This window comes from Vibrio sp. S17_S38 (assembly GCF_014694375.1).
GTDB lineage: Bacteria > Pseudomonadota > Gammaproteobacteria > Enterobacterales > Vibrionaceae > Vibrio.
The window spans coordinates 1-18928 of the sequence record NZ_JAAUWW010000017.1 but is presented as its reverse complement, the minus strand read 5'-3'; the positions used below and the strand labels follow the sequence as shown (position 1 = coordinate 18928).

16 protein-coding genes and 1 other annotated feature are annotated in these 18928 nt (G+C 40.5%); of the genes, 6 read left to right on the top strand and 10 right to left on the bottom strand.

The annotated features are described in order from the left end of the window. Window positions 1-151: 151 nt before the first annotated feature. On the bottom strand, window positions 152-1819 hold the full coding sequence (gene ettA, locus HC725_RS13040; RefSeq protein ID WP_190332260.1) for an energy-dependent translational throttle protein EttA: 1668 nt from the start codon (window positions 1817-1819) through the stop codon (window positions 152-154). 153 nt (window positions 1820-1972) lie between these two features. On the opposite strand from ettA, the gene HC725_RS13035 reads away from it, so the two are divergent. Both HC725_RS13035 and trpR read left to right on the top strand, forming a co-directional pair. Further along, window positions 1973-3985: a transglycosylase SLT domain-containing protein gene (locus HC725_RS13035; RefSeq protein ID WP_190332259.1), complete on the top strand. Its 2013-nt coding sequence runs from the start codon at window positions 1973-1975 to the stop codon at window positions 3983-3985. 2 nt (window positions 3986-3987) lie between these two features. Further along, on the top strand, window positions 3988-4332 hold the full coding sequence (trpR, locus tag HC725_RS13030; protein ID WP_190332258.1) for a trp operon repressor: 345 nt from the start codon (window positions 3988-3990) through the stop codon (window positions 4330-4332). A gap of 36 nt (window positions 4333-4368) precedes the next feature. Here trpR and yjjX read toward each other — a convergent pair whose 3' ends face one another. From yjjX to bamD, 4 genes are all read right to left on the bottom strand, one after another. Then, window positions 4369-4890: an inosine/xanthosine triphosphatase gene (gene yjjX / locus HC725_RS13025; RefSeq protein ID WP_190332257.1), complete on the bottom strand. Its 522-nt coding sequence runs from the start codon at window positions 4888-4890 to the stop codon at window positions 4369-4371. 22 nt (window positions 4891-4912) lie between these two features. After that, a complete protein-coding gene (pheA, locus tag HC725_RS13020; RefSeq protein WP_190332256.1) occupies window positions 4913-6091 on the bottom strand; it encodes a prephenate dehydratase in 1179 nt (392 codons plus the stop codon). A gap of 10 nt (window positions 6092-6101) precedes the next feature. Beyond that, window positions 6102-6223 (bottom strand) — a sequence feature (Phe leader region). Window positions 6224-6342: 119 nt separating this feature from the next. After that, window positions 6343-6684, bottom strand: coding sequence for a ribosome hibernation-promoting factor, HPF/YfiA family (gene hpf / locus HC725_RS13015; RefSeq protein WP_190332255.1), 342 nt, complete (start codon window positions 6682-6684; stop codon window positions 6343-6345). A 367-nt stretch (window positions 6685-7051) separates the two neighbouring features. After that, window positions 7052-7780 carry an outer membrane protein assembly factor BamD gene (bamD, locus tag HC725_RS13010; RefSeq protein ID WP_190332254.1) on the bottom strand — a complete coding sequence of 243 codons (729 nt, stop codon included), beginning with the start codon at window positions 7778-7780 and terminating at the stop codon, window positions 7052-7054. Window positions 7781-7928: 148 nt separating this feature from the next. Between bamD and rluD the strand changes: the two genes are divergently transcribed. The 3 genes from rluD (at window position 7929) to clpB (ending at window position 12358) form a co-directional block, all read left to right on the top strand. Next, the gene (rluD, locus tag HC725_RS13005; protein WP_190332253.1) at window positions 7929-8906 is read left to right on the top strand and encodes a 23S rRNA pseudouridine(1911/1915/1917) synthase RluD; all 978 of its coding nucleotides are present in this window, start codon (window positions 7929-7931) and stop codon (window positions 8904-8906) included. Window positions 8907-8908: 2 nt separating this feature from the next. After that, window positions 8909-9643 (top strand): peptidoglycan editing factor PgeF, encoded by a 735-nt coding sequence (gene pgeF, locus HC725_RS13000; protein WP_190332252.1) that lies wholly within the window; start codon window positions 8909-8911, stop codon window positions 9641-9643. A gap of 141 nt (window positions 9644-9784) precedes the next feature. Then, entirely contained in the window at window positions 9785-12358 is a 2574-nt protein-coding gene (clpB, locus tag HC725_RS12995; RefSeq protein WP_190332251.1) for an ATP-dependent chaperone ClpB, read from the top strand. An 89-nt stretch (window positions 12359-12447) separates the two neighbouring features. On the opposite strand, the gene HC725_RS12990 is transcribed toward clpB, so the two are convergent. The 5 genes from HC725_RS12990 to HC725_RS12970 all read right to left on the bottom strand — a co-directional run bounded on the left by HC725_RS12990 (window position 12448) and on the right by HC725_RS12970 (window position 16766). Next, window positions 12448-13437: an isopenicillin N synthase family dioxygenase gene (locus HC725_RS12990; RefSeq protein WP_190332250.1), complete on the bottom strand. Its 990-nt coding sequence runs from the start codon at window positions 13435-13437 to the stop codon at window positions 12448-12450. Between the two features lie 153 nt (window positions 13438-13590). Beyond that, window positions 13591-14088 (bottom strand): nucleoside deaminase, encoded by a 498-nt coding sequence (locus HC725_RS12985; protein WP_190332249.1) that lies wholly within the window; start codon window positions 14086-14088, stop codon window positions 13591-13593. A gap of 2 nt (window positions 14089-14090) precedes the next feature. Further along, window positions 14091-14867, bottom strand: a complete 777-nt coding sequence (locus HC725_RS12980; protein ID WP_238928503.1) for an ABC transporter permease — start codon at window positions 14865-14867, stop codon at window positions 14091-14093. A 34-nt stretch (window positions 14868-14901) separates the two neighbouring features. Further along, window positions 14902-15762, bottom strand: a complete 861-nt coding sequence (locus HC725_RS12975) for an ABC transporter ATP-binding protein (RefSeq protein WP_190332248.1) — start codon at window positions 15760-15762, stop codon at window positions 14902-14904. After that, window positions 15762-16766, bottom strand: a complete 1005-nt coding sequence (locus HC725_RS12970) for an ABC transporter substrate-binding protein (protein ID WP_190332247.1) — start codon at window positions 16764-16766, stop codon at window positions 15762-15764. The genes HC725_RS12975 and HC725_RS12970 overlap by 1 nt, the downstream gene beginning before the upstream one ends. Window positions 16767-17248: 482 nt before the next feature. Here HC725_RS12970 and HC725_RS12965 point away from each other — a divergent pair, with 482 nt between their 5' ends. Next, window positions 17249-18622, top strand: coding sequence for an amidohydrolase family protein (locus tag HC725_RS12965; protein ID WP_190332246.1), 1374 nt, complete (start codon window positions 17249-17251; stop codon window positions 18620-18622). The last annotated feature ends 306 nt before the right edge of the window (window positions 18623-18928 follow it).

The window sequence follows — 18928 nt, the reverse complement described above, 5'->3', positions numbered from 1 at the left end:
TTAGGTTTACCTTAACGAATTCAAAAGCTAAAGGGTTAGAGATAATGGTAATTTGTTTTTACAGCGCTGCTCGCATTATTCATTTTCAGGTATTAAAAAAGCCACATCTAATTAAAATGTGGCCTTGGTATTTTTGTTCACTGCTCAGTGATTATTTGGTCATACGTTTGTACTTAATACGGTGCGGTTCTGCCGCCGCTGCGCCAAGAGTTTGTTTTAACCAATCGGTATATTCACTGTAGTTTCCTTCAAAGAAGTTCACTTGACCCTCATCTCGGTAATCTAAGATGTGAGTCGCGATACGATCGAGGAACCAGCGGTCATGCGAGATAACCATGGCGCACCCAGGGAATTCAAGCAGGGCCTCTTCAAGTGCACGCAGTGTTTCGACGTCTAGGTCATTGGTTGGTTCATCGAGTAGTAATACGTTACCGCCAGCTTTAAGCAATTTAGCTAAGTGCACACGGTTACGTTCGCCGCCCGATAAATCGCCAATGCGTTTTTGTTGATCGTTTCCTCTAAAATTAAAGCGAGAGCAATACGCACGGGCTGGAATTTCAAAGTTATTGATTTTGATGATGTCGGCGCCTTCAGAGATCTCTTGGAATACGCTGTTGTTATCATTCATGCTGTCGCGGAACTGATCAACGGAGGCCAGTTTGACGGTTGTACCTAATTCGACGGTACCTGAATCTGGTTGCTCTGCGCCGCTTAGCATTTTAAATAGCGTTGATTTACCAGCGCCATTGGCACCGACGATACCGACGATGGCACCTTTTGGCATACTGAAAGATAAATCATCAATAAGAACACGATCACCAAATGATTTGGTTAAGTTCTTCACTTCCAGTACTTTGTCACCTAAACGCTCACCCGGCGGAATAAACAGCTCGTTGGTTTCATTACGTTTTTGATGATCAGAGGTATTTAATTCTTCAAATCGAGCCATACGCGCTTTTGATTTAGCTTGACGACCCTTTGGATTTTGACGTACCCACTCCAATTCTTTCGCGATGGTTTTCTTGCGAGCGTTTTCAGTTGATGACTCTTGTGCGAGGCGCTCATCTTTTTGCTCTAGCCACGAAGTGTAGTTACCTTCCCATGGGATACCTTCACCACGGTCAAGCTCTAAGATCCAACCTGCAGCGTTGTCTAGGAAATAACGGTCATGGGTAATTGCCACAACAGTACCGCTGTAATCAACGAGGAAATGCTCAAGCCATGCCACTGATTCTGCATCTAAGTGGTTAGTTGGTTCATCAAGTAATAACATGTCAGGTTTTTCGAGTAACAGACGACAAATTGCGACACGACGGCGTTCACCACCGGATAAGAATTCAATCTTGGCATCCCATTCTGGCAGACGCAATGCATCGGCTGCGCGTTCCAAAGAATTCTCTAGGTTATGACCATCTTTGGCTTGAATTAAGGCTTCTAATTCGCCTTGCTCTTTCGCTAGCGCATCGAAATCAGCATCGGGTTCTGCGTAGGCCGCGTAAACAGCGTCAATGCGTTTTAAAGCGTCTGCAACATCAGAAACGGCTTCTTCAACAATTTCACGTACCGTTTTTGATTCATCAAGAACCGGTTCTTGAGGTAGGTAACCAACTTTTAGGCCAACTTGTGCGCGTGCTTCACCATCAATATCTTGATCAATACCCGCCATAATGCGCAGTAAAGTTGATTTACCTGAACCATTTAGGCCAAGTACACCGATTTTAGCACCTGGGAAGAAGCTCAGAGAGATGTCTTTTAGTATTTGACGTTTCGGCGGCACAACTTTGCTCACACGAGACATGGTATAGACGTATTCAGCCATAGCCTTGCATATCCTATTATTGAGAATAATTTGAAAGCGTTAGTTTACTCTTTCTCACATAAGATTCACACTAAGGATGATAAACATAGGTATGATTATCATTAAGCTTGGTTTTGATTATTCAATAACATTTATAAGGGAATTTCTGCATTCATGTCGCATTCAAACAAGATAACCTTGAATTTACTCTGTACGTTCAGTAGCGTACTTTTTAGCTCACTTTTATTCGCTATGCCCGGGATGGCGAGTAATATTTCAAAAACGATGCCTTTACTCAATGATCAAGCTAACGATAAGAAAGGGACGGTATTAAGCCCTTTAGAGCAACAGCGAGTGCTTTATGAACAAGCTCAAGATCTTCTAGATCAAAAAGATGTTGAGTCCTACCTTAAACTACGTCCTAAAATTGCCAGTTACCCTTTAACGCCTTATGTAGATTATCGTGCTTATTTAGTGGATATAGGCTTACAAACACCAAAGCAGGTTGATGATTTTACATTGAAATATAAAGATTTTCCGTTCTCTAGCAGCATTAAGGCCGCTTATCTTGATGGTTTGGCGAAAAATGAGAACTGGTCGGTATTATTAAAGTATCAAACAGAAGAACCTCACGATCAAAAATACCGTTGTTATTATTATACGGCTAAATTAGAAACGGGTGATAAAGCCAGTGCCTACAAAGGCGCTGAAAATTTATGGTTAACGGGAGGAAGTGTATCTTCAACCTGCGATGATTTATTTCAGGAGTGGACAAAAGCTGGTTATCGCAGCGATGATATGATTTTGCAGCGTATGCTATTGATGTTTAAAGCCAATAATACCCGATTATTTGGTTATTTGGATAATATGCTTGCGACAGATTTGGCTCGATCTCAATCAGAAACATTACAAAGTCTGTATAAAAAACCTGAAGGCGTTGTAGCGTTTAGCCAATCAAATCCAGTAAATCAATTCAATCAAACGTTAACGGAATTGGCGTTTAAGCAACTTATTCGTAAAGATACCAAGCAAGCGGTAAGTGTGTTTAATCAAGTGATGTCGGCACAGAAAGTACCTCAAGCAATACAAACTAATTTGGCTAACTACGCTAGCTCGTGGTTGACCAATACTGATTCTGACCAGCTGGCGAAGTGGCGTGATACAAAAATTAAACAAGGTGGCTCTGTCGCGCTAATGGAGCGTCGAGCAAGATTGGCGGTACAGTTTAATGATTGGCAAGCCGTGGATGTGTGGATTAAACGATTACCTAAAGCCATGCAAAATAGCACTCGTTGGCAGTATTGGTTAGGGCGTGTCGAGTTTGCGCAAGGTAAAGATAAACAAGCGAAACAGCGGTTGAAGAAAATCCTAGGTCAGCGTGATTTTTATAGTGTAGCCGCCGCGAATTTATTAGGTGAGCCTATTCGTTATGAAAGCCAAATTCTAACCGGTAAACAGGCTGATATTTCTGATAAACAAGCCGCATTAGACCGCATTGAAGAGATGATTGATGTTGATAAAATCAATGCGGCTAAGCGAGAATGGCGATGGTTATTATGGCATAGCACTCAAAATCAAAAATTGGCTTTAGTGGAATATTCAGCCCAAAAACATTGGTACAACTTTACCGTGGTTGCGACTATTGAAGCCCAAATGTGGAGTTATACCAGCTTGCGTTTTCCGATTACACACCGTGGGTGGTTTGAGCATTTCTCGAAACAAAATGAAGTACCAATGATTACGTTAATCTCATTAGCACGACAAGAAAGCGCTCTTGATATTGAAGCCAATTCGCCCGTTGGTGCTCGTGGTTTGATGCAAATAATGCCAACGACAGCGCAACATGTGGCTGATGTTCATAAGCTAGATTATGAGAATGCTGATGATTTATATAAAGTTGAAAAGAATATTGAAATTGGAAGTGCCTATCTGGGTGATTTATTAAAAGACTATGATAATAATAGGATTTTTGCTTTCGCAGCTTATAATGCAGGCCCAAGCCGAGTGAAACAGTGGCGATCTCGTACGGCCGAAAAAGTGGATGCTTATTCCTTTATTGAAGCGATTCCTTTTAACGAAACTCGTGGTTATGTGCAGAATATTTTGATGTTTGAAACCTATTATCGTAATTTACTTGGTCAAGACGGCACTTTTTTAACGTCAAATGAGATTAAGGAAAAATATTAATCATGCAATCATCGAATGATGCTGAAAATAATGACAGCCAAAACAAACCTGAATTTGAAGGTTGGCAAGATGTATTAACGGCTTTAGAGTTAGCGACTCAAAAAGATCAATTGGATTTTTTATTGTCGGCATTATTGACGTTTGATGAGCGAGAGGCATTACTTTCGCGTATGAATATTTTGCATGAGTTAATGAAAGGAGAACGATCTCAGCGTCAAATTAGTCAAATGCTAAAGGTTGGAATTGCGACCATTACACGTGGCTCTACCGAGTTAAAGCACACTAGTCCTGAAAAAAAACAGCAGCTACAACAATTGTTGCAGACTGCTGCGCAAGATAAGCGATAAGTTTTATTGCTAAACCCCGCCTTAGCCTGGATAAGTTTAAAAGTGACTAGGGTTTACAAATGGGATCAGCGCCAAAACTAATGCTTGATGGTAAACGGAGCTTCGAGTTAATTGATGATGAGTCAGAAGGCCTATTGCGCCTCCTTTTTGTTTGATGTTTTCAGTAGCAAATACTTCATCCATCACATCCCCAAGCTCTTTTCCTTGCTCAACTTTGGCAAGCACTTCTGGCGGTAACATTAAGCATGCAGAGCGTGATTCTCCACGCTTATTTTCAGGTAGATTACCCTCAATTATCATCCAAGCAAAAGTGAAATTGCCTTCAATTCCAGCCTCCAATCCGACATAAAAATCACCATCATCAATCGCAAGCTTGGCATTTTTAACTCGATTTAATGCACCTTGTTTGGTTTCTTTATCATTCATTGGTTGATCGGGAACGCCACTCTCAACCGAAACGCCTTTAAAACTAAAGCTTTGGTTTGGAAAACTATCTGTAAACGCACTTTCTACCGCTTTAATTTTTGCTGGGTTAAGTGAGGCTATAATCACTTTCATATTGGCATTTTCTATCATGGATTTAACTCAATTTTACGGACGTTGGTTTTACATTCTCGATCGGATAACAACCGAGTACTTTTAAATGGCGAGTTATTTTAGTGAGTTCTTCTAAAGCTTGCTGCATTTTCTCTGAGTCTAAATGTGCTTCTAGGTCGACGTAGAACATTTCTTCCCATGGATTACCCATAATTGGTCGGGATTCAAGCTTCGTCATATTAATGCCATAACGCTGTAAAACCAATAGTGTTTGAACCAAAGCACCCGCTTCATGTGACGTTGACATTATTATGGTTGTCTTGGCTGGGATTTGTGTTGAAACTTCGACCGGCTTTCGAGCAACCACAATAAAGCGTGTGTGATTTTCTGTCTGATTGGCGATATTTTCTTGGATGTTTTGCAAGCCGTAAAGCTTGCCACTACTTGCGTTACCGATTGCAGCAACATCATTACGATTGAGTTCTTTCACCTTTTTCATTGCATCGGCAGTGCTAGCACAAGATTCTAATGTAACGCCATCAAGGTGGCTTAAAAATTCACTGCATTGTTGGTGTGGTTGCGGATGAGAATATAAGGTTTTGATATCCTCTAATCGGATATTCTCTTGAGCTAATAAGCAGTGCTCAATCGGAAGGGTTAATTCACCCACAATGTATAATGTGGTGTGTTGCAATAAGTCATAGACTTCGTTAATCGAACCTGAACTGGTATTTTCAATTGGCAATACGCCAAAGCTAGCGTGTCCACTTTCAACCGTTGTAGCGACGTCTTTGAAGTTATTACAGTTGTGTTCGATGAGTTTATTATTCTTTCGGCTAAAATATTCAAGGCTTGCAAGGTGAGAGTAAGAGCCTTTAGATCCTAGAAATGCGACTCGAATCGATGGTTGACGACTATTTTCTGGATTAGCAAGGTTTTGCAAATAGGTTTGTTGCAGTAGCACCGAGTCTTCAATGATGGTGTGGAATAACTTAGTGATGTAGTTGGCATCAAGCTGATATTTATTTTTGCCGTTATTAATGAGCTTAACAAGTAGCTCTTGTTCACGTTTAGCATCACGAACAGGTTTGGAAGTTTCTACTTTACTTTTGGCGACTTCAATACTTAATGAGCGACGTTCTGAAAGAATATTGAGGAGTTGATCATCAAGTTCATTTAGTCGAAGTCTAATTTGGTCTAAAGAATATTTCGCTTGTGTCATAATTTTTTCCTATAAAAAAGCCCCCCAGTTGGGAGGCTTTCTGTCCGTTTTTGGTTTCTTTTTTCAAAACGACATCAGCCCATCAGTTAAGAGGTAAAAAAGAAGCCAAAAAAGAACAGATTATGTGAATGCATTTAAGGTACTTATTGATATATAGAACTTACACCATAAGGCAAGCGATACAAAATCGTCAAGCAAAAAAATAGCGCCCAATTAGGCGCTAAATATAGTTTGCTGCGATTAAGCTAAAATTACGCTTCTGTCTCTTCTAATAGTTCTAATTCGTCATTAAGCACTTTATTGCGCTTTGCTTCTGGTTTATGGCTGAGTTTATTCAGTTGTCGCTCTAGTTTTTGTTCTACTTCGTTAATGGCTTTATAAAGATCCTCATCCATTGCTGAGGCGACCAATTGACCTTTAGGGACTGTTACTGTTGCTTCGATTTTTTTCTGATTAGCAGGTTCGGTGCTAATGTTAGCTTGGCAGCTAATTAAATCGACTTGCCATTTTTCTAGTTTTTTAAATTTAGCCTCAATGTGCTCACGAATAGAAGAAGTGATGTCGATATTTTTACCAATAATACTTACTTTCATAGGCTTTTCCTTTTGTGACTTAATTCGTTAGGTTCAGATTACCTTTTGGATTAAATAATAATGTGATTTCGATCGCCTTTTTTCGAGTGTTTTTATAGCAAATAGCTAAATGTGATCCTGAACAAAACTTGTTAAGAAAAGAGGATGAAAAGATTTGTATTTTATCTATAAAGGGGTAGATTTGACTGAATGGTTACTAGAGATTTATATTTTTAGGGCGTGGTTTTGTCTTTGATTTAATAGCCATTTTTTGCAGTGATCATGTTTTGATTTATTCCCCTCTTATTTCTGAATCAATACTCTTCAAAAAGAAAAAAACAGCCGAAGCTGCTTTTTTGGTCTCAAAGATTCAAAGCTCTAATCTGTATTATTTTTCTTTATTTAAAGCAATTAATTCTTCAGTTTTTTTCACCCCATCGTCAAGGTTGATTGCTTTATACGCTTTCAACTGGATTTCTAACGACTTATGGGCAGCTTCGGTATCTGGATAGGTTTTTTGAATTTCTTGGCAACGGTTAATCGCGGCAATATAGGCTTCTCTGCGCAAGTAGAAATCAGCCGACGCTAAGTCATATTCTGCTAATCGATTTTTCAGCGATAGTAAACGCATACGCGCATCAGCCGCGTAAAGGCTATCAGGATAACGTTCAAGTAGGCGCTTAAAATCAACAAACGCTGCTTTTACAGGTTCTGGATCTCGGTCTGAGCGATCAATATTAAATAGTGTGTGCATGAAATTAGAGTCTTGCGCCATATTGGTTAGACCGCTCATATACAGCACCCAATCAGAACGTTCATGTCCTGGATTCAGACGGATAAATCTAGCAATGGTGGCTGAAGTCAGTGGATAATCGCCATTCTTGTAATAGGCAAAGATAAGATCCAGTTGAACTTGATCAGAATAAGGGCCGAAAGGGTAGCGAGAGTCTAAAGCCTCTAATTTTTTGATTGATTCAGTCCAGTTACCAGATTGTAATTCTTTTTGAGCTTGAGAATACAAATCAGAAGGTGGGATATCAGGTACTGCATCTTTATTATCGGCGCATCCTGCAAGTAAAATAATGGTCATTAGACCTATAATATATTGGCGTTTCATTGTGAGAAGTGAATTCCTTGAGATTAAATCTTGAAATTAAATATTGTTGCGTCCGTTACTTCTGACAACTTAACAGATACAATGATGAATAACTCTATTTTATCCATAATGATGGGTATTAGTCCCATGGTTTTTTAAAAAGTTCGATATGACCCAGCAGATAATACGCACAGATACAGTAAAAGACTCGCAACTAGGGCAACGCTTAGATCAAGCGATGGCTGAATTGTTTACGGATTTCTCACGCTCTAGATTGAAAGAATGGTTGCTTGACGGCAAAGTTCAAGTCAATGGGGAAGTGGTAACCAAACCTCGAGTTCGAATGATGGGCGGTGAGGAGCTGACTCTTCAAGCTGAACTTGAAGATGAAGAACGTTGGGTGGCGCAAGATATTCCTTTAAATATTGTTTATGAAGATGACGATATTTTGGTGATCAATAAACCTCGTGATTTTGTTGTTCATCCAGGTGCAGGTACTCCAGATGGCACCGTCTTGAATGCGTTATTGCATCATTATCCGGATATCGCAAAAGTGCCTCGAGCGGGGATTGTTCACCGTTTAGATAAAGACACCACAGGTTTGATGGTAGTGGCGAAAACACTCCCCGCGCAAACTCGTTTGGTTCGTGCTTTGCAAAAACGAAAAATAACTCGTGAATATGAAGCGATTATTATTGGAACGATGACAGCTGGTGGTCGAATTGAAAAGCCGATTGGTCGTCATACTAATAAACGTACGTTGATGGCTGTCAATGAAATGGGCAAAGATGCGGTGACACATTATCGCGTAGCTGAGCATTTTCGTGAGCATACTCGTATTCGTTTACGCCTTGAAACCGGTCGTACTCACCAAATTCGTGTTCACATGTCTTATATTCAGCATCCATTATTAGGTGACATTGCCTATGGTGGTCGAGCGCGAATTCCACGTGGTGCATCTGCTGAGTTGACGAATATGATCCGAAGCTTTGATCGTCAAGCGCTTCATGCGGTGATGCTGAAATTTCTTCACCCTGTCAGTGGTGAAGAGATGAAGTTTCATGCCCCAGTGCCAGATGACATGATCATTATGGCAGAAGCATTGCGTCAAGATGCAAAAGACAATAAAGAAGAAGGTCCTTTGTAGGAATGAAATCAATTGTTCCTGAATGGCCTGCTCCTAAACATGTTAAAGCGTTTAGCTCTACGCGTTTAGGTGGTGAATCAAAAGGTGTATATCAAGGATTGAATCTTGGTACGCATGTTGGGGACGATGCTTCTATTGTTACTTTGAATCGCGAATTGATCACACAGAATTGCCAGATGCCAAGTAATCCTGTGTGGTTAAATCAGACTCATTCGACTCATGTTGTTAAACTGACTGAAGCAAGCTCAACCGTGATTGATGCCGATGGTTGTGTCACTGATGTAAACAATGTTGTTTGTGGCGTGATGACTGCCGATTGCCTCCCGGTATTACTGACTAATATTGAAGGCACGCAAGTAGCGGCTGTGCATGCAGGTTGGCGCGGCTTAGCCGACGGTATTATTGAACAAGCACTGCAAAAGTTTGATCAGCCTGAAAACGTAATGGCCTGGCTTGGTCCTGCGATTGGTGCTTCGGCATTTGAAGTCGGCCAAGACGTACTTGACGCTTTTATTGCATTTGATCCGCAAGCGATCCAAGCATTTTCAATAAAATCAGATGTTGAAAATAAATGGTTAGCTAATATGAATTTGTTGGCAACTCAACGCTTAAATCACTTAGGTGTTACGCAGGTCTTTAGCAATCATCATTGTACCTTCTCTGAATCTGAGCTTTTTTATTCCTACCGTCGTGATGGAGTGACAGGAAGACAAGCTACCTTCATTTGGATTGAATAATACTTTTGAGACAATAATCTTTCCGAATACTTGAAATAACCCCTCTTTGCATCCATTTATAAACCATAACTAATGTATCTCTTTTACACGTCTTTTTGATGTATTCCTTTTGGGATATTTTTATCGAGTCGGAGGCTTATTATGCGTTTTGATAAATTCACCAGTAAATTTCAACTTGCCATTTCTGATGCTCAGTCGCTTGCTCTGGGTCGTGATAACCAATTGATTGAACCTGTGCATTTGATGCAGGCATTACTTGATCAAGACAGCAGCGCGATTCGCCCGCTGTTTACTATGCTGAGGGTTGATGCAACGCAATGGCGTTCGAAATTAAGTCAGGCGTTAGATAAATTACCTAAAGTTACGGGTACGGCGGGTGATGTTCAACTATCTAAGCCATTAGCCAATTTATTGAATTTATGTGATCAATATGCGCAAAAGCGCAAAGATACGTATATTTCTGCTGAGCTATTCCTACTTGCTGCGGTGGAAGATAAAGGTCCGCTAGGTCAATTATTTAAAGAATTTGGCCTAAATAAAGAGAATGTCACCAAAGCGATTGATGAAATTCGTGGTGGTCAAAATGTGGATGATCCAAATGCAGAAGAAAAACGTCAAGCATTAGAAAAATATACGATTGATCTCACCGAGCGTGCAGAGCAAGGCAAGCTTGATCCTGTTATTGGTCGTGATGATGAAATTCGTCGCACCATTCAAGTATTACAGCGTCGAACCAAAAATAATCCAGTCTTGATTGGCCAGCCGGGCGTGGGTAAAACTGCGATTGTTGAAGGCCTTGCATTACGTATTGTGAACAATGAAGTGCCAGAAGGTTTACGTGGCCGCCGCGTTTTATCATTGGATATGGGCGCATTAATTGCAGGTGCAAAATATCGTGGTGAATTTGAAGAGCGCTTAAAAGCGGTATTGAATGAATTGTCGCAAGAAGATGGCAATGTAATTTTGTTTATCGATGAACTACATACCATGGTCGGCGCTGGGAAAGGCGAAGGTTCAATGGATGCGGGCAACATGCTCAAACCTGCTTTGGCTCGTGGTGAGTTGCATTGCGTTGGCGCGACAACCTTGGATGAATATCGACAATATGTTGAAAAAGATCCTGCATTGGAAAGACGCTTTCAAAAAGTGCTGGTGGATGAGCCAAGTGTGGAAGATACCATTGCGATCTTACGTGGTTTGAAAGAACGTTATGAATTACATCACCATGTCGAAATTACTGATCCGGCGATTGTGGCAGCTGCAACGCTATCGCATCGTTATGTTTCGGATCGTCAATTGCCAGATAAGGCGATCGATTTAATTGATGAAGCAGCATCAAGTATTCGTATCCAAATAGATTCAAAGCCTGAATCTATGGATCGCTTAGATCGTCGTATTATCCAACTGAAAATAGAACAGCAAGCATTGCTGAATGAAGATGACCACGCTAGTACCAAACGCTTAGAGATACTAAATCAAGAGTTGGAAGAAAAAGAGCGTGAATATTCAGAATTAGAAGAAGTGTGGAAAACTGAAAAGGCCGCACTTTCTGGTACGCAGCATATTAAAACAGAATTGGAACAAGCACGTTTAGATATGGATGTGGCGCGTCGTGCTGGTGATCTGCAACGTATGTCTGAACTGCAATATGGCAAAATCCCAGAATTAGAAAAGCAATTAGAGGCTGCATCGCAAGTCGAAATGATTGAAATGACATTGCTGAAGAATCGTGTAACTGATGCTGAAATTGCAGAAGTGCTTTCTAAGCAAACCGGTATTCCTGTGTCGAAGATGCTGGAAGCGGAAAAAGCTAAATTGTTGTCGATGGAAACGGTGTTACATGAACGTGTGATTGGACAAAAAGAAGCGGTAGAAGTGGTTTCTAATGCGATTCGTCGTAGCCGTGCTGGCTTGTCTGATCCGAATAAACCGATTGGTTCGTTCTTATTTTTAGGGCCAACAGGTGTTGGGAAAACCGAGCTTTGTAAAACATTAGCGAACTTTATGTTTGATACCGAAGATGCCATGGTTCGGATTGATATGTCTGAGTTTATGGAAAAACATTCCGTATCACGTTTAGTTGGCGCACCTCCGGGATATGTGGGTTACGAGGAAGGTGGTTATTTGACTGAAGCGGTACGCCGCAAACCTTACTCTGTGATTTTACTGGATGAAGTTGAAAAAGCGCATCCGGATGTATTCAATATTTTATTACAAGTATTAGATGATGGTCGTTTAACCGATGGCCAAGGGCGAACAGTCGATTTTAAAAATACGGTAGTGATCATGACTTCAAACTTGGGCTCGGATCGAATTCAAGCGAAAGCTGCTACATCGGATTATGAATCGATGAAAGCCGATGTCATGGAAGTGGTAATGCAACATTTCCGCCCTGAGTTTTTGAACCGCGTTGATGAAAGTGTGGTGTTCCATCCGTTAGGCCAAGCGCAGATTAAATCGATCGCATCGATTCAATTGCAACGTTTAAGTCAACGTATGGCGGATAAAGAATATCATTTAGAAGTGGGCGAAGATGCCTTAGCATTGATTGCACAAGTAGGCTTTGATCCGGTTTATGGTGCGCGGCCACTGAAACGAGCAATCCAACAAATGGTGGAGAACCCACTGGCAAAATCGATTTTATCTGGAGAGTTAATCCCGGGTAAAACAGTAAGCTTAAGTGTGGAAGACGATCGTATTGTGGCCAAGCAATAAGGTTTCACTCATCAGGTTTTAATCAAAAACAAAGAGCCTCCCAATCAATGGAGGCTCTTTTTTTTATTCATTATGTAATTGCATGAGCGTTATTTAGCGAAGTTAGCATTGATACGCATTTTTAAGTAATCCGCGGCGGTGATCGGTGGATATTTTTTCTGTGCTCCTTGGATTATCACATCTTTATTAGCTTGACAGAAAAAAGCCATGCTATAACGAGAACCTTGTGGTTCATGTGAATATGGCATACGAACTCGGTGTAGTGTTGATTTTAGCTGATCATCGCTCCAGCGCATTAGCATATCACCAATGTTGCAAGTGATGATTTCCGTTTGTGGGATCACATTACTCCAAGTTTGTTGTTGCTGAGAATCTTTGCCTGCCGCAACTTGCAAACCACCTTGCCCTTGTTGCTGAAAAACCATTGTTAAACAATCAAAATCAGTATGGGCACCTGCCCGCCAATGATTCTGATCTTGCGGAACGATATCCATTGGTAAGTAATGCAACATACGCAGAGTGCTTTGGTAGTGCGCGGATTGGCGTTGATGTACTTTAGCAAAAAAATCGTGATCAAAGCCGAGTTTATCAGCAAAGCAAGACAGGATATCCATCCCTAATTTCCAGGCTTCATGCTCAAATTCCAATATATGAGTCTTAAACTGGGGAACTTGCTTCTCGCTTGGCCATAAATCTTGCATGTGCGGCAAGGTAACTTGATAAGATTCTTTTTGATCAGCGGTTCCTGTTGATGGGCGAACTTGCGCTTTAAATTCCCAACCTGCGTTTAAACCTTGTTTTAAAGGCAATACACTTTTTTGCGATGCAGGCAAAGCAAAAAACTTTTCACTTAACCCAAATGCTTGCTGAATTCGTTGTAAGCTGATCGAATGATTTTTAATTTGAAAGAAACCCACTTGCGTTGCGGCTTGCCACAGTGCTTCGGTGATTTCATCTCTGCGTTGTTCAAAATCAGTAAAATCAATAATTGGAATGGTGGTCGAGTCGGATTCAATTCCTCGCTCTCCAAGAGTAGATTCAAACTTTAATTCATCTAATTGATAAGCTGTATTTGTCATTTGTGTTTCTCCAATGGTTAAACCTTGCTGTCATCAACGTAGGTTTTGTTATTGGAGCAATGCCCAGCATTAATGGGATATGACCCAATTAATACAGACCGCTTCTACTCCTAAAATATGTCTTGTTTATAGGGATATCTTTAGTCCAATTGCTTATTGCCATACACCTTCGTGAATTGCTTGAGCTTCTTCTTCAAGCAAAGGGCCAATGACTATCGTTTCTCTTTGCCCTGCTTGAAATACGCTACGGCAAGGTAAATTGAGCGTTGGATTTTCGGGATGATTACCCGTTAATTTTTTTAACTTGGCCTCGCTGAGTCCATAAACTACCGTACCCACTCCTGCCCAGTAAATTGCCCCTGAGCACATTGCACAAGGCTCTGCAGAGACATAAAGTGTGCATTGGTTTAAGTAGTTAGGGCGGTAGGCTTTACTGGCTCGGGTCATGATCAAGCGCTCTGCATGACCAGTCATATCAAAATCAGGTAAGTAACCGTTAATTTCTTCCATTATGATTTCACCTTCTGGGCTAACAAGCACAGCTGAAAATGGATGAATACCTTGAAGCTTGGCATGTTCTGCAATTTTAAAGCTGTAACGTAACTCAGTAAAATGCTTATCTGATCCTTGACTAATAAGGTTATCTTTCATGATTAATATCCTTCGTCTTTTGGCAGGCTCCAAGAAAAAAAGCCTTTTTGAATCCATTGAACCGACTTAAATAACAACATGCTAACGGCGGATAAAAAAACTAGAGCTGCAAAAGCTTGTGGGATCTTAAAATAAGATGTTGAAAACTGAACGAAATAACCTAAACCTTTTTCTGCCGCCACAAATTCAGAAATCACTGCCCCAATCACCGATAACGTAATCGCCACTTTAATACCACTGAAAATATGTGGAATAGCATACGGTAGGCGAATTTGCCAAATGGTTCGACTAGTGGATACGTTGAGTGATTTTGATAGTTCAATTAATTCAGGCGGTGTTGTTAGCATTCCTGTAGTGGCAGAAACCACCAGTGGGAAAAAGGTGATCAAACAAGTAATCGCTAATCTTGGGGCATCTCCTGTTCCCAAAATAACAATTAATAATGGTGCAATGGCAACCACGGGTGTTGATTGGATAATGACCAGCAAAGGGAAAATAGCTTTGGTCATAAACTTAGAACTCACCATGATAATTGCTAGTGGGATACTGATCGTTAAAGAAATGGCAAATCCAAATAATGCGACACGTAAGGTTGCCCATAAATTATCAAGCCAACGCTCAGCCGAAACATGCATAAAGGCAGTCGAAATAGCCGAAGGAGATGGCAAAATAAATGATGGGATAGCAAACACACGGCAAGCTATTTCCCAAATTGGTAATATTGCCAGCATAGTTAATATAGGTAAGCTGCTTTTTAAAAAAGATTTCATGGTTTTCATAGGACTTCCTTATCCTTAATCTGACAAAGTTAAGCTAGGCAACAGTTCTGATCTGCGAGATATTCGATTTGTTAGTACTAATGTCACCCTTGTCTTCGGGGCTAGAACTTGATGATTTATTTTCTGTTGAATCAACTTTGCTGTAAAAGTGCTCACGAATTTTTCCCGTATATAAACCAAATAATGGATGTTTAATGGTTTCGAGTGTACGAGGTCGTGGTAATTCGATATTAATTTCTTCTACAACCGTACTTGGTCTTGGACCCATCACGAGCACTTTGTCTGACAACAAGACGGCTTCAGAAATGGAATGGGTAATAAAGAGGACGGTTTTAGGTCTATCGTTCCATAAACGTAATAACTCAAATCCCATTTCTTCACGAGTTAATGCATCGAGTGCTGAAAATGGTTCGTCCATGATCAAAATATCTGGGTCGAGTAATAACGCTCGGGCAATTCCAACTCGTTGTTGCATTCCACCTGATAATTCATCCGGAAGACTTTGTTCAAAATAAGATAGACCAACTTTGGCTATTAATGATTGGGCAAATCCTTTTTCCTTGTCAGATATATGACCAAATTTGTGTTTAAGCGGGAATAAAACGTTATCTAATACATTTTTCCATGGCAATAATGTGGGCTTTTGAAATACGATCCCAATGTCTTCTCTTGGTTCTTGTACTTTGCGGCCAAAGATCTCTACTTGACCCTCGGTGGAATTTAATAAACCAGATAACAGGCGTAACAATGTTGATTTACCACAACCTGAAGGGCCGACAATTGAGACAAATTCATGCTTATCTATATCAAAGCTAACATTATCTAATACCTTAACGGAGGATTTGTCGGTTATATAAGTGTGGCCTACTTTTTTAAAGGAAACGAATGGCTGCATTATTTATCTCCTGGCATAAAGTCATGGCTAACGGCGGATTCAGGATCAAAGCTGTTAGGGTCAATTTTTAATGCTTCTGCCGTCGCTACCCAAGTCGTTTTTAAACGTGCCGCTTCAAAGGTACCGATGCCATTTTTGTCGCTGACTTCGTTGTACACCAATCCTTTAATCGCCTCTATTGTGTTTTCAGCATCTTTGACTTCAACTTCTGGTACCATTTTGTGAATGTCTTGTGCACTTTGTTTTGGATGCTGCCATGTGTAAGTAATTGATTTGGCATAAGCTGCAACAAATCGTTTTGCTACATCTGGACGATTCTCAAGAAACTTGTCACTAGCTACTAAAGAAGAAGAATAGAACTCTAGCCCAGCATCATACCAAGGTAAGACTTTCAATTTTTTACCTACCGATTCAGCTTGGCTTTCATTATCTGCTTGATCGGTCACCCAGCTGATCATGACATCCGCTTTACCTGTAATTAGCATCGGATTTAACGCGCCTGGATCGGCTTTTAATACTTTGACACTTTTTTCTTCTACGCTATTTTTCTTAAACAGAAGTGGTAGGAAAATGTTTTCGGAAGTAAATGGGGAGGTGACGACTGTTTTTCCTGTTATATCTTTCACACTATTAATGCCGGAGCCTTCTTGTACATAAAAGGCATACGGCGCTTTGCTAAAAACAGAATAGACCGCTTTAATAGGAACATCGCTATTGGCTTTTGCTGCGAGTAACGCCACGATATCTGCCGCACCAATATACGCATTACCCGTCGCTATTTTGGTTAGAGCATCATTTGAACCACGGCCAGAACTTATAGTGACATCGATATCGGCATCTTTAAAATAGCCTTGTTGTATACCAACATAGATAGGGGCTTTATCACCACCAGGTAACCAGTCGAGCTGAAAGGTTACTTTATCTGCGGCAAAACTATGAGTGCTAGTGGTGAATAGCGCACCAGTTATTGCTAGCTTCATCCATTGTTTCATTGAAAGTTTCATTTAGTACTCCATTACTTAATCACTTCAAATTCAATCGATGAGCAATGTCCCGATGCTTTGACATCTAACCGCTTCTACTCATGTATGAGATTTTTACTCGTAAGATACTACGCAAAGGGTGTGCCAAATTTTTTCATTGAAGTGAAAAAGTTAAATTAATTAGAATTTACATCTACTTAACATAGGTGGAAGTCTGATAAATATTGTTTAGGCCTGAGCTCGGTATTCTTTGTATTCATGTAAGGTTGCATTGTTATGGTGCGTGGTTTTATGTGGTGTCTTTTTATGGTGCGCCATGAAGGGGTAATGCCGTTTATTGGTCTTAGAAAGCGAAATATTGCACGGAATTAGTGTTGGCGCGTAATTTGCTTGATGGTTAAAAGGTGAGTAGAAGCGGTGAGGGAGATCCCAGAACATTGCTCATTATCAGGAAACCGTTTGGTGTAAACGGTTGTGATGCATTGCATCGATAAGGAGTAGAAATGAATTATTTAATTAAAAATGCAGCGGCAATATTTCAATCAAGTGTGGAAGTTGATTCAACTGCTACGCCACAAGATATACGTGTGAGTGCCGGGATCATTACAGAAATTGGTTATGGCTTACTTGCTGAATCTGAAGAGGTGATTGATGTTTCCGGTTGTGTGATCTATCCGGGGCTGGTGAATACACACCATCATATCGCTCAATCTATCTTGAAAGGTATCCCTGAAGGTTTAAATCAATCACTTGGAGATTGGCTTGCGAGTGTTCCTTATCGATTTTGGCCGTACATTACTCCTGAAATCATGTATCACTCTGCTTGTCTTGGCTTTTATGAATTATTACGTTCAGGTTGCACGACATGCGCTGATCACCATTACCTTTATCATTCAAATACGTCACCTGAATTAGAAGCAGCAGTTTGGCAAGCGGCAAAAGATATGGGGATTCGGTTGATATTGTGTCGAGGAGGGGCGACCGTTCAAGGGACACATAAAGGCTTGCTTAATAGTGGAATAAAAACGGAAACATTAGAGCAAACCTTTAATCGTTTAGATAACTCCTTGACTCTGTATCATCAACCGGGGGGGAACGCGATGCAAAAATTGGTAGTGGCACCTACATCACTAATTCATTCCTCTACTAAAAATGATCTTAAGCTTTTAGCTGAGTATGCGCGTAGTCATCAATTAAAAATGCACTCTCATTTATTAGAGGTTTCATTTGATGAACAACAGGCACAGCAGAAATATACAATGAGCGCAGTTGAGTATGCAGAAAGTTGTCATTGGCTTGGTGATGACGTGTGGTTTGCTCATCTTGTTAAAGCAAACCAACAAGATATTAAAAAATTAGCCAGTACCAAAACAGGTATAGCGCATTGTCCAACATCAAATTGCCGGTTGGGGAGTGGTATCGCACCGGTTATTGATATGTATAAAGCAGGAATGCCGATAAGTATTGGCGTCGATGGCTCAGCATCATCCGAATCAGGTTCTATGATACAAGAATTAAATCTTACTTGGTTGCTGCATCGTAGCCAGCACGGTGCTGATGCGACCAAATTGGAAATGATACTTAAATGGGGAAGCGAAGATGGCGCGAAACTCCTCGGGTTGGACCTGGTTGGTAAAATTGAAGTTGGGTATGCGGCCGATTTAGTTTGTTATGACTTGAATACCGCTAGATTTTCTGGGAGTCACTCTACGCTAATGTCACCGGTTATGTGCGGAGAGCCGGTGAGCATTAAGCATGTTTGGGTTAATGGCCATCGAGTTATAAAAGACGGAATAAGTAAAATCAAAGAAGAATCACTAATAGAGAATGTATATCGAGCAATTGAGAGCTTAAAGAAACGAATCCCTAATGCTTAAAGTTATTTTTATAGAGAGAAATTAATCTATTTTGAATTTTATTGTGGATAAGTTGTGAGGAAGTTGAGTGTAAATAGGTATAAATGAAGCTTTGGATGCAAATTAGCCACCTAACACTTGTTTTTAAGTTTTTTATGAAAAAGTACTTGCCAATGTGAACTTGATCTCTATAATGCGACCTCACTGACACGGAGCACACAGCCTAACGGCCGCAACGAGTCAGAGGTCACAACCTTCTCAAAAAGGGTAACGAAAAAAGATTGTAGAAAGTGTTTGACACTCTCAATCAAATCGTTAAAATGGCCG

What these genes read in the sequence shown, in the direction of transcription:
- ettA (WP_190332260.1), bottom strand. Translation starts at nt 1,819, where the DNA reads ATGGCTGAATACGTCTATACCATGTCTCGTGTGAGCAAAGTTGTGCCG.
- HC725_RS13035 (WP_190332259.1), top strand. Translation starts at nt 1,973, where the DNA reads ATGTCGCATTCAAACAAGATAACCTTGAATTTACTCTGTACGTTCAGT.
- trpR (WP_190332258.1), top strand. Translation starts at nt 3,988, where the DNA reads ATGCAATCATCGAATGATGCTGAAAATAATGACAGCCAAAACAAACCT.
- yjjX (WP_190332257.1), bottom strand. Translation starts at nt 4,890, where the DNA reads ATGAAAGTGATTATAGCCTCACTTAACCCAGCAAAAATTAAAGCGGTA.
- pheA (WP_190332256.1), bottom strand. Translation starts at nt 6,091, where the DNA reads ATGACACAAGCGAAATATTCTTTAGACCAAATTAGACTTCGACTAAAT.
- hpf (WP_190332255.1), bottom strand. Translation starts at nt 6,684, where the DNA reads ATGAAAGTAAGTATTATTGGTAAAAATATCGACATCACTTCTTCTATT.
- bamD (WP_190332254.1), bottom strand. Translation starts at nt 7,780, where the DNA reads ATGAAACGCCAATATATTATAGGTCTAATGACCATTATTTTACTTGCA.
- rluD (WP_190332253.1), top strand. Translation starts at nt 7,929, where the DNA reads ATGACCCAGCAGATAATACGCACAGATACAGTAAAAGACTCGCAACTA.
- pgeF (WP_190332252.1), top strand. Translation starts at nt 8,909, where the DNA reads ATGAAATCAATTGTTCCTGAATGGCCTGCTCCTAAACATGTTAAAGCG.
- clpB (WP_190332251.1), top strand. Translation starts at nt 9,785, where the DNA reads ATGCGTTTTGATAAATTCACCAGTAAATTTCAACTTGCCATTTCTGAT.
- HC725_RS12990 (WP_190332250.1), bottom strand. Translation starts at nt 13,437, where the DNA reads ATGACAAATACAGCTTATCAATTAGATGAATTAAAGTTTGAATCTACT.
- HC725_RS12985 (WP_190332249.1), bottom strand. Translation starts at nt 14,088, where the DNA reads ATGAAAGATAACCTTATTAGTCAAGGATCAGATAAGCATTTTACTGAG.
- HC725_RS12980 (WP_238928503.1), bottom strand. Translation starts at nt 14,867, where the DNA reads ATGAAAACCATGAAATCTTTTTTAAAAAGCAGCTTACCTATATTAACT.
- HC725_RS12975 (WP_190332248.1), bottom strand. Translation starts at nt 15,762, where the DNA reads ATGCAGCCATTCGTTTCCTTTAAAAAAGTAGGCCACACTTATATAACC.
- HC725_RS12970 (WP_190332247.1), bottom strand. Translation starts at nt 16,766, where the DNA reads ATGAAACTTTCAATGAAACAATGGATGAAGCTAGCAATAACTGGTGCG.
- HC725_RS12965 (WP_190332246.1), top strand. Translation starts at nt 17,249, where the DNA reads ATGAATTATTTAATTAAAAATGCAGCGGCAATATTTCAATCAAGTGTG.